Genomic DNA, 12,268 nt, shown 5'->3' with positions numbered 1-12,268 from the left:
GTAAAAATAATTTGATCAATATTCCAAAAATATTTATTCTTTGTTTTAGCAACAAACTTTAAAGTCATAATAATTTCCTGAACTTACTGCTTCAACGAGGCTTGTGGTATTAGAGTATAATTTATATTCACAACAGTAAAATTTTTAGCAGCTAGCATAACTGCAAATTTTTATTTACTCCTTTATCACCATAAATCCAGGCATCACCGTGAACATCAATGATCATAGACAATGGCTTAGTCGTGGATTAAGGATAATAAATATCTAGTAAATGATTATGATTCCTGTCATCTTGATAAGGAATATCAACTACTTAGTGGACATTTTCGAGAATAGTAAAAATATCATTACTTTTTGGTTGCATTTTAAAACGAGCAAACTTAATAATTGATGGATAAAATAGATTTATACCTATCATCTCCTCATTGAATTATTAATACCACACTATTATGATACTCTTTAGCCCCATTTTCTCTATATTATCGTAAAAAAAGCATCATTTTTAAAATGATACCTTTTAAATAACATATAAAATTATACATAAGAAATGTAACACACTTCCTAATAAGATCCATAAATGCCAAATACTATGCATATAGCGATACTTATTTTGCAAACCATAAAAAACGGTACCAATCGTATAAGCTACACCACCAGCCACAAGTAACCAAATTCCATTATATCCAATAGCTTCCGGCAATAGATTGAATTTAAAGATAATACACCAGCCCATCGCTAAATAACAAATCATTGAAAACTTTTCATTACTTTCAATATCAATTGCATTTAAAATGATTCCTAGAACCGTACAGCCCCAAACAACAGCAAAGATCATCCAAGCCCAAAATGAATCTACTGGTCTTATCGAACACAACACAATAGGTGTATAAGTACCAGCAATCAATACAAAAATTGAACAGTGATCCATAATTTGAAACACTTTTTTACTCTTAGTATTTGGGGAAAGCCCATGATAAATACTACTCATTGTATATAGCAAGATCATTGATATTCCATAAATAATTCCTGAAGCTATACCATAATTGTTATGGCGCAATACTCCAAAAACAATACAAAGTACTAATACGGCAATTCCAAAAACTCCACCTACAATATGAGTAACCATATTAAAAATTTCTTCACCTCGAGTATACTCGGGTAATACTCGATCATCTAATTTTGTTCGTTTCATTGAATACCCCCAATCTATATGTATGAATATAGCCCTATTTCATGTTAATTTCAAGAACATCATATAATAACTTCTTATAAATTTCTTTGATAAAACCAAACTTAGTCACAGTATTTGCCTGTCGATTGCAAAAATATTGTTTTGCTAAAAATCTTTAATTATCCATTTTTACCTTACTGCTATAAAATATTTAGATATTTAACAAATTAAACTAAATAATCATATTTTCTAACTTTATTATGACAATGTATACAGCTAAAAGATATGTGTTCCCTCCCCGCAAAATAAATAATAATTAAAATTACCATGCTGGATTCCACAATAGCGATAACCAGCTTTTTGTATTTGTTTAAACAGTTTGATTTATTTTCATCCTTCAACAAATAGTTTTCAATAAAATCATTTAAATTTCTATGATAAGCACTAATATAAAAGTTCACCTATTTTTATTCCATATCCCAGTCTTGTCCTCAAATATATAACTGTTTTGAAGATTTTCTACTATTTTAATTTCTTTATTAAAATTATTTATACTGTAACTCTCTTTTAAATTTTCTAATTTGACTAATAAATAGATCATTATTTTGTAAAGAAATATAAAAATCTTTTTGCTCTGTAACAATATTGAGCCGATCCAAAGAATTAGCTGATGATGCAATTGCATCACGACTTTTCTCTATTCTTATAATTTGTTGATAATAAATTCCAAAATCTTCAGTAATCCCCCTTTCCTTTTAATCCTGATTAAAATAGTCTTTAAACAATTTAATTTATTATAACACCCTAATTAGCTGATTCATCATTTCTATCACTTAACGATTCTTCATCATAAAAATATATCTTAAAAAGACCATTTGACTCAAATTCTCATTTTTCAAATTACTCCTTTATCGATATAAGTATATATTGCTAATCATAACAAAACAAAGATATTCTAATTTTGTAAGTAAAATTACCTTGCTTGATTACTTTACCATCCTTAGTTAATTCTAAAACAAAGACAATCACTATCCATATCCTCAATCTAATTATATTATCTCATAATCAATAATCTATCACGAATTAAAAGATGCCTAACGGCATCTTAAACTGCTAAATCAAATTATCTAGTCTTTTCCATCAAATAATTAGTTAAATAAACATTATCCACTTTGACTGACTGTTCTTTAATAACTTTATATCCTCTTTTTTCAAAAAAAGGCTTAGCACTTATGGAAGCATGAACTGTTAAACTTTTTACATCTTTACAATACTGTTCTAACTTATCACATAGCTTTGTTGCAATCTGTTTTCCTTGATAATCTTTATGTACGTATAAATGATCTAAATAACCTCTCTTATCAATATTACCATAACCCAAAACCTTTTCATTTTCAACAGCTACAAGAGTATACATAGAGTTAAAAAAGTCATCTTGAGTCAGCAGAAAATTACTCCGATTTGACCATACTTTGATTTGATCATTATTGTAATCATATCTATTTATTGTATTAATCGTTTCATAAAACAATTCACAAATTACTTTTAAATCCGAAGACTGATATTTTCTAATTTCCATCGATTTCACCATTAATAATTTTATAAACTCTCTTTTTTACTTCACCTAAATCTTCCTTACGTAATAAAGGGAGAGATCACATAGTTTTTCTTATTCATAATCTTATCATTTTAACCATCCCAACAATTCGATCATTTCATTACCAAAACATTCTTGTCTAAAATGAGCCGAATTCTCTCCAATAACAGAATATGCTGAAATATCTTTCATTACAACTGAATGAATTACAATAATCCTTCCATCATCATTTTGGCGCATAATCATATTTAAAATTACCATTAAATATTTATATAGTAAACTGCAATTATATCATTCCTTTTACTTCTTTAATTAAATTAAAATTCCATTACAATGATCTATTTCATGTTGAATGATCTGAGCTGTATAATTACTAAAAGTTTTTATTTTCTTTTTGAAATCAACATCATAATATGCTACTTTTATCTTTTCGTATCGCTTTGTCTTTTTCACTCCAATATGTGATAGACATCCTTCTTCTGTTTCATATAAACGTCCCATAGTTTTTATAATTTCTGGATTTAACATTACTAAATAATTACCATCATCGTTTACAATGATAATATTTTTATTGATACCAATCATATTAGCTGCCATTCCTACACAACCTGTAGCATGAGCTATAATCGTATCTAATAAATCTTGAACAACCGGTAAATCCTCTTTAGTAGCTGGAAGTGATTTTTGACTTAGTCTAAATTGATCACTAACTATTTCTCTTATCATTTATTTTCCCCTTTATATTGTCTTAGCAAAGCTTGATGTTTCTTTAATAATGAAGCTGAATATACTTTCTTTCCTGGCTGATCTCTAATAACCTTCCACAATATCGAAGCAGCTTTCAATTTATTATAATAAATTTTATTATTTTCATCACGACAAAAATCTTTTAAAAACTGATTCCACTGACAAGCTGAATTATCATATTTAGCATAATCACTTTTTCCATAATACACATCTAAAAGATCCTTGAGCGTGAAATGAACATTCCCCTCACTTCGAACCCTTCTCAATGCAGTTGCCATATCTGCGGTGAACTTAAAATTAGGTGTTTTTGTAATTTCGCCAAAGAATTCACGAAAACGTCCATTAAGAACAAAGCCACATTCTAATAATTTTGTTTCTAAGGTTAAAGGCACATCTTGCTTCCTTATTTTCATTCGTTTTACTGGTTTAATTATTTCACCATTAAAATAGGCTTTAATATTATCATTCAGTTCCGTTTTAGTACCTGTATGAGTAATTCCGTGTTCTTTACAAATTTGTTTTAGTTCATCACGATACCAATAATACTGTTTAAATTCATCAAAACTTTGAATATCATTAAAATTTGGACGTGTCATTTATATTCTCCACCCCTGTCTTTTAATATCATATCATCTATAGCTATTTATCTCAATAAAACCATATATCATCTTTATATAGTTCACCCCCTTAGTTGGAAATCCAACTAAGAGGTTCAATTTCATTATTATTAAAAATCATTTAGATAAACAGATTAGCACACATAGTGAAGATAGAACAAATTATGATTCCGGTTACAGCTGGAACTAAGAAAGATACAATCGCCCATTTCCAACTATTAGCTTCTTTTTTTATTGTTAAAAGTGTTGTCGAACAAGGCCAGTGCATTAATGAAAATAACATTACATTAATTGCAGTGATCCACGTCCAGCCATTTTCTACTAATAAACTTTTTAACATTACTAAATTATCCATTTCAATCAAACTACCACTAGCGAGGTATGCCATAATCATGATAGGAATTACTATTTCGTTAGCGGGAAACCCTAAAATAAATGCTAACAAAATAACGCCATCTAGACCAATGCATTTAGCAAAGGGATCCAGAAAATTAGAAGTAATATTTAAAATTGTCATACCATCAACACTAATGTTTGCCATTAACCAAATAATAAGACCAGCAGGAGCAGCTACTGCCACAGCTCGAGATAAAACAAATAATGTTCGGTCAAAAATTGATCTAACAATCACTTTGCCAACTTGAGGTTTACGATATGGTGGTAATTCTAAAGTAAATGAAGATGGGACTCCCTTTAATATAGTTTTAGATAATAACTTTGAAATAATCAAAGTCATAGTTATTCCTAAAACAATTAACATTGTTAAAAATATTGCTGATAATAGAGAATTTTGCATAGTTGCTTCGGTTCCAATAAAGAACATTGTTAAGATTGCTATCAAGGTTGGAAAACGACCATTACATGGCACAAAATTATTAGTAATCATTGCAATTAATCTCTCTCGTGGTGAATCAATAATCCGACATCCTACTATTCCAGCAGCATTACATCCAAATCCCATACACATCGTTAAAGCTTGTTTACCACAAGCGCTGCATTTTTTAAATGCATGATCAAGATTAAAAGCAATTCTTGGTAAATAGCCTAAATCTTCCATCAAAGTAAACAATGGAAAAAAGATTGCCATTGGTGGCAGCATAACACTTACAACCCAAGCTAACACCCTATATACCCCAGATACAAGCATATCACTAAGCCATAGCGGCGTCCCAATAAAATGAAAGAACTGATTAAAAGGTACTTCTAATCCAAATAAGAAATCCGATAACCACTGCGATGGATAGTTTGCCCCTGTTATAGTTATCCAAAATATTAAAGCAAGTAATAAAATCATGATTGGATACCCCGTCCAGCGATTTGTTAAAATCTTGTCTATCTGACGATCCCTTTGATTATAATCTTGCTTTTGATAGTGAACCACTTTTTGACAAATCAAATGAGCACTGTGAATAAATGAAACAACAATCTTGTCTTGTAAATTATCCTTATTTATATCATGTTGTGCTAATAATTCATTTGCTTGGTCGATAGCTTCTTTAAGCTCTTGATCATCGTAGTCCAGTCCTAATTGATTTGACATTTCAATCATTAAGGAAGGATCGTTTTCAATCAATCTTAAGCTAAGCCACTGATAACTTAAAGAAGTAGTTACTTTCTTTTGCAATACTTCCTCAACAATTCTTATTGCTTGTAATAAAATATCACTATAAGCTATTTTTAAGGATTTGTAATTAACTGGTCTATCGATTGCTTGATCTAAAGAATCAATAACTTTATGCAAATCTGTCTTTTTTCTGGCAGTAATCCCAATTACAGGAACTCCCAAGCAAGATGATAATTGCTCAAGATCAATATCAATTCCTTTTTTCTTAGCTTCATCTAACAAATTAACACAAACTATTACATTTGTATGAATTTCAATTGTCTGAATTACTAAATTTAAGTTACGTTCTAAACAAGTTGCATCACATACAACAACAATTACATCTGGATGCTCAAAGCAAATAAAATTACGTGCTACTTCTTCTTCCGCTGAATGTGCTAATAATGAATATGTCCCAGGAATATCTACTAAAACATATGAATTTTCTTTTCCTCGACAATAGCCTTGAGCATTAGTAACTGTTTTACCAGGCCAGTTACCAGTATGTTGATGAAGGCCTGTTAGCCCATTGAAAACAGTGCTTTTTCCAACATTAGGATTACCTGCAATGGCAACAACTTTATCATTTCTACTTTGTTTTTTTATTACTAACTTTGTCTCACTTGCATTAATTCCTGTAGATTTGTTAGTTAAGCCCATAATTCACATCATCTTTTCTAATTAAAACATTTTGACAATCTTCATTCCGTAAAGCAATTACTGCACCCCTGATCAAAAAAGCTTTAGGATCTTGACTTGGACTATTCAAAATACATTGTACTTCCGTATCATCAACTAAGCCAATATCTAAAAGTCTTCTTTTAATACTCCCTTGTGCCATTAATGAAGTAATCACTCCTACTTCACCCATTTGTAAATCATTTAAACATCTATTTTCTATCATAATAAATTTCTCCTCATCGTATATTAGATTAAGGAAACTTTGTTTCCTAATACTATAATATTAAATTACTAGTAAAGCGTTACTAAAAAGGAGAAAAAAATGAATAACGATGAAAATGCCTATTTTACTTTCAAGGGCTATCAATTGAATAATGACAGTAACTTAACTTCTTCAATGGAAGATTATTTAGAAATGATCATTCGCTTAAAAGAAAAACAACCCTTCGTTAGAATCAACGAATTGGCCAATAATCTTAATGTTAGACCCTCATCCGCCTCTAAAATGGTAACTAAATTAAGTCAAGAAGGCTTTTTAGAATATCAAAAATATGGAATTATCACGTTAACTGAATTAGGTAAACAATGGGGTGAATATTTTATATATCGTCATCAGGTATTAAATAACTTTCTCTGTCTACTCAATAACAGTCATAACGAACTAGAACAAGTTGAGAAAATTGAACACTTTCTTAATAAAAAAACAATTGATAATTTAGCCTTGCTTACTAAAGAACTTCACAATCTACAATAAAAACAACAATATGGGAACAAATCCATTACCATACTGTCGTCTTACTTTTTATCGAATAAAATTAGTGAATTTATGCTCCTCTTTTTCCGGTAATCCAAATTCCTTTTTACCTAATTGAATACTTTTAATTAAAAAAGCCATATTCTTACCAAGAGTTCTCATCGTTTGTAGTCCTTCAAGGTCCTGCTGTACTTCTTCTGGTGAATTACCATGTACCATATTCCAATATTGGCTAGAGGCTATCGGCATTTGAGAAATAGTAAAATATTTATTTAATTCATCAAATGTAGCACTATTACCCCCTCGACGACAACTAACTACAGCCGCCCCAACTTTCATTGTTTTATCAGCAGTCATACTATAAAATAACCGATCAATAAATGATACTAAGGTTCCATTTGCCGACGCAAAATAAACTGGTGAACCAATAACAATACCATCACATTCTTTAAATTTTGGTGCAATATCATTAACAATATCATTAAATACACATTTCCCTTTCGTCTTACATTGACGACAACCGATACATCCACGAATATCTTTATGACCAACATGAATAATCTCAGTTTCAATCCCTTCACTCTTTAAGGTTTTTGATACTTCCTCTAAGGCTGTATACGTACATCCTTTAGCATTTGGACTTCCATTAATTAAAATAACTTTCATTTTTCTATCCTCCTTGATTTCTCTTTTTATTTATCTTACAATTATATTGTAATACTCGGTAGTTACTACCGGTCAATAATTTTTTAAAATAAATCAAAAATAGAGGTATTTATTATGTGTACGATGAAAGAAGTATGTAAAGAAATTGGTATGAATTATGAAACATTAAAGTTTTATTGTAAAGAAGGTCTTGTTCCTAATGTAAAACGAGATAAAAATAATTATCGTAATTTTGATGAGAAAAATATTGCCTGGTTAAAAGGAATTCAATGTTTAAGAAAATGTGGATTAGGCGTAAGTGAAATAAAAATATATATGAATTATTGTTTACAAGGGCCAACTTCAATTCCCCAACGTAAAGATATGCTTAGCCAAACAAAAGAACATTTGTTAAAAAGAATTGCAGAAATAAATGAGTGTATTGAATATATCGATAATAAACAAAGCTTTTACGATGACGTACTTGAAGGAAAATGCAGGTACACAAGTAATCTTATTGAAATAAATGAGTAAATAGCTTTGATAATTACCACTTTAAGAAAATAAGTCTTTATCTTTTGTCACTAAAAGATAAAGACTTATTTCTATATTAGAAATATCCTACTCTTCTTCAATAAAATCAACACATAATTTTGTAATTCCGCTTAACATATAAGAGCTGGCTTCTTTAATATAATAAAATTCAGGTAAAAATTCTTTATCAATAAAAGAGGATAGCACATTTTTTACTTCATCCATATCCGGTGTCATTGGTGAACTTATCACTACAGCTTCGGGTCCAATGAGCGAAATAGTTGGAAGTAACGATTTTGTTACGAGCTCTACGGCTCCATGCTGTGTCCAAGCCAGTTTATGAACATCATCAGATAATTGCATCCGTCGGATAAAATATCTTATCTCACCTGCTATACCATTTTTCCCTCTAATTACTTTACCATTAGAAATTATTCCTTGTCCCCCTACCCCAAATCCAAATGGCTGTGAATGGAAAATAATATTATCATACTCTGGATGTTCTAAAGAAAAACCTACAACTGCTGCATTTGCATTATTATAAACAAAAACATCAATTCCATATTTATCTTCAAAATCAGCTTTTATATCAATAGTTCTTCCATCTGTTGGTTCTTTCAACTGCTTTTCATCTTTAACAATACCCGGTGTCGCAATTCCAATCATATCAATGTAAGAATGTTTTAATAAAATGGTATCAATAATATCGTAGAGATCGTATATATTCATTGTAGGTTTAATGACAAGGTTACTATCAATTATTTCACATTTATCATTTAACCGATAATAAATACGTGTCTGCTCTCTACTAATCAAAATAACAATTGATAAGATACGATTTTCATATTCTGCACAATGGGTACATTCATGCGCTTGCTCATTACTTTTTTCTTGGCGGAAAATCTCAAGCTCACTTTGAATAAACTTTAAAGCAGCTAAAGCATCATACGAAGCAAATACCGATGTTGGTATTTGTAATACCGGCTTTTCTGTGATACTCTCTTTTAAACGTTTGAGCATATACCCAATTTGTGGTGCAATTAAAATTACATCATACTTTTCTGCTTCTTCATAAATACTCATATAAGATACTGCATCAAAATGGTAATCTAACCCTAACATTCCTGCTACAGAATTTAAATTATCAGCAAACATAGAAGTTGTAAGTCCTGCCGAACATGATAATAAAACACGCAAAGTTTTTTCTTCTTTTAACCCAATCAATGTTTCAACCATCTCATCATATAATTGCTTTGCATGATTTTCATCATTGAGTTCAAAATGAAGATAGAATTTAACAGAATGATCCTTATTTGAAACAATACTAAATTCAACGATTGTATATTCCTCAATTACTGTAAATTGAATCGATGCCTCACCGTATTCAGTTACTAATTTAATAAGATCATCGTTTTCTAAACGAATCTCATATGGAGTATTATGATGCTCTCGAATCCAACCTTTAAAATCAAAAACTGCCTTTTTTTCAGTCATTTTATCCCTCTTTTCTCTTTATAATTTTATTTTAACATCCATAATAATGAACATCAAATAACATTATCTTTATGACCAAATAAAAAGACGATACAATATTAATTAACTTAATTGTAAAGTCTTTTTTATTCAACATATTTACGATTGTCTTTGCCAAAAGTAAATGGCATCATCTATCCAACCTTCAGCTATTGTTCCTGTGCCTAAGCCAAATCCATGTGATAGACCCTTATAACAATGAAACTCAGTTGGAATATTTAATTTATTTAGGTGCTCTAACCGTTTTTTCATAAGAATATGATCTGCAATATAATCGTTTGTTCCAATACATGCATAAGTTGGAGCATCTTCATTTGAAACATAATCATACCCTGTATACTGCATAATGACAGCTTCGGCTGAAGGGACAGCAATTTCACTATATGAAGATAAAAACTTTTTATTTCCCAATACTGCTGCCATTCTAGCACCAGCTGACCCACCCCAAAGTGAATAGTGTCTTTTATCTATTTTCAGCATATTCGCATTATTATATATAAACGAAATAGCCTTAGCTAAATCTTCATACGGATGCTCAACACGATAAATCAAAGCAAAAGCATTGTACCCACGCTTACTTAACTCTAAAGCATGTGGAAAACTATCATGCATTGCTCCTACATATACAAAACCACCACCAGCATTGCATATTGCAAAAGGCGCATCTTTACTTCCTTTAAAAAAGAACAATCCTACATCTCTTTTTGAAGCATCATTTAATAATTCTTCTTTAGAATAAATGTTATAAAATATTGAATGATTTTGAGCATCGTGATTGAGTGTATTTATAATCTCAATTGTCTTATTCACATCTATATAATTATACCATAAATAAATTTTAGACGAACTTAATTCTTTAATCGTCATATTTAGAGCTATCGGTCTATTGATTGGAAATAGTAACCTTCCCCATGTTTTAAAGGCTGGAAGTTCTAATACTTCTTGAATAGTAGTATTAGAACTTATATTCATTTTTAATGTCCGCCGAAGACATCAAAATCAATTGTATCTAATAAAGCATCAATTTCTTTGATTTCATCAATTGTAACTTCAATTTCCCCTGCTCTAAAATTTTCTTCTAAACGTTCTAATTTTCTGCTTCCCGGGATAGGCACAATAAAATCCTTTTTTCTTAGCATCCATGCTATTGAAAGTTGAGCCATAGTACAATTTTTCTTTTCTGATAATACTTTTAACAAATTCAATAATTTTTTTGCTTTTTCATACCCTTCTTTTTGATATTGAGGCATATTATTTCTAAAATCCCCTTTTTCAAAGGTAGAATCTGGTGTAAATTTCCCTGAAAGTAATCCATTAGCCATTGGAGAAAAAGCTACATAAGTTATTCCTAACTCTTTACAAACAACGAATAAATCTTCATACCATCTAGCCATCATTGAATATCTATTTTGAATAGCTGTAACTGGGCAAACAGCATGTGCTCTTCTTAAATATTCTTCTGTTGTCTCCGAAATTCCCCATGCTTTAATTTTACCCGCTGCAATCAATTCCTTCATAACTCCAGCCACTACTTCAGGTTCAACTTTAGGATCTATCCTATGTTGATAATATAAATCAATATAATCAGTCTGTAATTTCTTTAATGATCCTTCTATCGATGCATATATTTTTTCTGGTGAGGAATCTAATTCTAAATGATCCCCTTTATGTTCAACTCCAAATTTAGTTGCAATAACAACCTGTTCTCTTACCTCCTTTAATGCTTCACCTACAAGCTCTTCATTATAAGAAATAGTTCCATCAGTATTCTCACCAGTATAACATTCAGCCGTATCAAAAAAATTATAACCCATTTTATAAGCCTGCTTAATAGTTTGAATTGCTCTCTCTTTATCTTCAGCTAAGCCATAAGCATGAGAAAATCCCATACAGCCTAATCCTATCGGACTGACATACATATTCGTTTTCCCTAACTGTCTTTTTATCATCATAGCATTATCCTTTCTTATTCAGTAATCATCCCACGATAATTCATTCCATATAAATTTGCAAAACGCTGCATTGTATATTCCCCTGCTTCTAATTGTTGTTTCGTTGGAGCATAACCTTGGAAGATAAAATACATGTTTTTACCCTTTAATAAACTTTCATCAACATGTTGATAAAACCGGTCTAATAGATTACGAACAGCTCCAGACATACTATGCCAATAAAGCGGTGAGCCAATTACAATTGTATCAGCTTTACTCATCGCTAAAACAACTTCATCAAATTGATCATCTGTAAAATGCTGACCATAACTATAAATCTTATAATCTACTAAATGCAATGTCTGATAATTTTTACCCTTTAGAAATTGCTCACTTAAAGCAACCGTATTACCATTTTTATTAGGACTTCCGTTAATAAATAATATACTCATTTT

The 12,268-nt window shown here is 30.3% G+C and carries 15 protein-coding genes; 2 read left to right on the top strand and 13 right to left on the bottom strand.

Going from position 1 to position 12,268, the window contains the following annotated elements:
* Positions 1–517: 517 nt before the first annotated feature.
* From trhA to EYR00_RS03005, 8 genes are all read right to left on the bottom strand, one after another.
* Complete coding sequence (gene trhA / locus EYR00_RS03040; protein WP_003538775.1) at positions 518–1,192, bottom strand: PAQR family membrane homeostasis protein TrhA; 675 nt, start codon at positions 1,190–1,192, stop codon at positions 518–520.
* A gap of 524 nt (positions 1,193–1,716) precedes the next feature.
* The gene (locus EYR00_RS03035; protein ID WP_081446381.1) at positions 1,717–1,914 is read right to left on the bottom strand and encodes a PH domain-containing protein; all 198 of its coding nucleotides are present in this window, start codon (positions 1,912–1,914) and stop codon (positions 1,717–1,719) included.
* 380 nt (positions 1,915–2,294) lie between these two features.
* A complete protein-coding gene (locus EYR00_RS03030) occupies positions 2,295–2,750 on the bottom strand; it encodes a GNAT family N-acetyltransferase (protein WP_029481720.1) in 456 nt (151 codons plus the stop codon).
* Between the two features lie 105 nt (positions 2,751–2,855).
* Positions 2,856–3,014: a hypothetical protein gene (locus tag EYR00_RS03025; protein ID WP_162147734.1), complete on the bottom strand. Its 159-nt coding sequence runs from the start codon at positions 3,012–3,014 to the stop codon at positions 2,856–2,858.
* Between the two features lie 66 nt (positions 3,015–3,080).
* Positions 3,081–3,494, bottom strand: coding sequence for a peptide deformylase (locus EYR00_RS03020; RefSeq protein ID WP_003538782.1), 414 nt, complete (start codon positions 3,492–3,494; stop codon positions 3,081–3,083).
* Positions 3,491–4,111 carry an SAP domain-containing protein gene (locus tag EYR00_RS03015; RefSeq protein WP_003538783.1) on the bottom strand — a complete coding sequence of 207 codons (621 nt, stop codon included), beginning with the start codon at positions 4,109–4,111 and terminating at the stop codon, positions 3,491–3,493. The genes EYR00_RS03020 and EYR00_RS03015 overlap by 4 nt, the downstream gene beginning before the upstream one ends.
* A 142-nt stretch (positions 4,112–4,253) precedes the next feature.
* Complete coding sequence (gene feoB, locus EYR00_RS03010; protein ID WP_003538784.1) at positions 4,254–6,395, bottom strand: ferrous iron transport protein B; 2,142 nt, start codon at positions 6,393–6,395, stop codon at positions 4,254–4,256.
* A complete protein-coding gene (locus EYR00_RS03005) occupies positions 6,382–6,639 on the bottom strand; it encodes a FeoA family protein (RefSeq protein ID WP_003538785.1) in 258 nt (85 codons plus the stop codon). The genes feoB and EYR00_RS03005 overlap by 14 nt, the downstream gene beginning before the upstream one ends.
* Before the next feature lie 99 nt (positions 6,640–6,738).
* Between EYR00_RS03005 and EYR00_RS03000 the strand changes: the two genes are divergently transcribed.
* Positions 6,739–7,170 (top strand): metal-dependent transcriptional regulator, encoded by a 432-nt coding sequence (locus tag EYR00_RS03000; protein WP_003538787.1) that lies wholly within the window; start codon positions 6,739–6,741, stop codon positions 7,168–7,170.
* A 48-nt stretch (positions 7,171–7,218) separates the two neighbouring features.
* Here EYR00_RS03000 and EYR00_RS02995 read toward each other — a convergent pair whose 3' ends face one another.
* Positions 7,219–7,836 carry a flavodoxin family protein gene (locus tag EYR00_RS02995; protein WP_003538789.1) on the bottom strand — a complete coding sequence of 206 codons (618 nt, stop codon included), beginning with the start codon at positions 7,834–7,836 and terminating at the stop codon, positions 7,219–7,221.
* Between the two features lie 114 nt (positions 7,837–7,950).
* Here EYR00_RS02995 and EYR00_RS02990 point away from each other — a divergent pair, with 114 nt between their 5' ends.
* Complete coding sequence (locus EYR00_RS02990; protein WP_008792197.1) at positions 7,951–8,349, top strand: MerR family transcriptional regulator; 399 nt, start codon at positions 7,951–7,953, stop codon at positions 8,347–8,349.
* Between the two features lie 87 nt (positions 8,350–8,436).
* On the opposite strand, the gene EYR00_RS02985 is transcribed toward EYR00_RS02990, so the two are convergent.
* From EYR00_RS02985 to EYR00_RS02970, 4 genes are all read right to left on the bottom strand, one after another.
* Positions 8,437–9,843, bottom strand: a complete 1,407-nt coding sequence (locus EYR00_RS02985; RefSeq protein WP_003538800.1) for an ROK family protein — start codon at positions 9,841–9,843, stop codon at positions 8,437–8,439.
* Positions 9,844–9,981: 138 nt separating this feature from the next.
* Positions 9,982–10,854 (bottom strand): alpha/beta hydrolase, encoded by an 873-nt coding sequence (locus EYR00_RS02980; protein ID WP_003538801.1) that lies wholly within the window; start codon positions 10,852–10,854, stop codon positions 9,982–9,984.
* 2 nt (positions 10,855–10,856) lie between these two features.
* On the bottom strand, positions 10,857–11,831 hold the full coding sequence (locus EYR00_RS02975) for an aldo/keto reductase (RefSeq protein ID WP_008792199.1): 975 nt from the start codon (positions 11,829–11,831) through the stop codon (positions 10,857–10,859).
* 17 nt (positions 11,832–11,848) lie between these two features.
* Entirely contained in the window at positions 11,849–12,265 is a 417-nt protein-coding gene (locus tag EYR00_RS02970; RefSeq protein WP_008792200.1) for a flavodoxin family protein, read from the bottom strand.
* Positions 12,266–12,268 lie beyond the last annotated feature (3 nt).

The organism is Thomasclavelia ramosa DSM 1402 (assembly GCF_014131695.1).
Classification (GTDB): domain Bacteria; phylum Bacillota_I; class Bacilli_A; order Erysipelotrichales; family Coprobacillaceae; genus Thomasclavelia; species Thomasclavelia ramosa.
The sequence above is the reverse complement of the archived record's forward strand: the minus strand, read 5'-3'. Positions and strand labels throughout refer to the sequence as shown.

Coding starts and splice junctions, on each gene's coding strand:
- trhA (WP_003538775.1), bottom strand. CDS start 1,192: ATGAAACGAACAAAATTAGATGATCGAGTATTACCCGAGTATACTCGA.
- EYR00_RS03030 (WP_029481720.1), bottom strand. CDS start 2,750: ATGGAAATTAGAAAATATCAGTCTTCGGATTTAAAAGTAATTTGTGAA.
- EYR00_RS03025 (WP_162147734.1), bottom strand. CDS start 3,014: ATGATTATGCGCCAAAATGATGATGGAAGGATTATTGTAATTCATTCA.
- EYR00_RS03020 (WP_003538782.1), bottom strand. CDS start 3,494: ATGATAAGAGAAATAGTTAGTGATCAATTTAGACTAAGTCAAAAATCA.
- EYR00_RS03015 (WP_003538783.1), bottom strand. CDS start 4,111: ATGACACGTCCAAATTTTAATGATATTCAAAGTTTTGATGAATTTAAA.
- feoB (WP_003538784.1), bottom strand. CDS start 6,395: ATGGGCTTAACTAACAAATCTACAGGAATTAATGCAAGTGAGACAAAG.
- EYR00_RS03005 (WP_003538785.1), bottom strand. CDS start 6,639: ATGATAGAAAATAGATGTTTAAATGATTTACAAATGGGTGAAGTAGGA.
- EYR00_RS03000 (WP_003538787.1), top strand. CDS start 6,739: ATGAATAACGATGAAAATGCCTATTTTACTTTCAAGGGCTATCAATTG.
- EYR00_RS02995 (WP_003538789.1), bottom strand. CDS start 7,836: ATGAAAGTTATTTTAATTAATGGAAGTCCAAATGCTAAAGGATGTACG.
- EYR00_RS02990 (WP_008792197.1), top strand. CDS start 7,951: ATGTGTACGATGAAAGAAGTATGTAAAGAAATTGGTATGAATTATGAA.
- EYR00_RS02985 (WP_003538800.1), bottom strand. CDS start 9,843: ATGACTGAAAAAAAGGCAGTTTTTGATTTTAAAGGTTGGATTCGAGAG.
- EYR00_RS02980 (WP_003538801.1), bottom strand. CDS start 10,854: ATGAATATAAGTTCTAATACTACTATTCAAGAAGTATTAGAACTTCCA.
- EYR00_RS02975 (WP_008792199.1), bottom strand. CDS start 11,831: ATGATAAAAAGACAGTTAGGGAAAACGAATATGTATGTCAGTCCGATA.
- EYR00_RS02970 (WP_008792200.1), bottom strand. CDS start 12,265: ATGAGTATATTATTTATTAACGGAAGTCCTAATAAAAATGGTAATACG.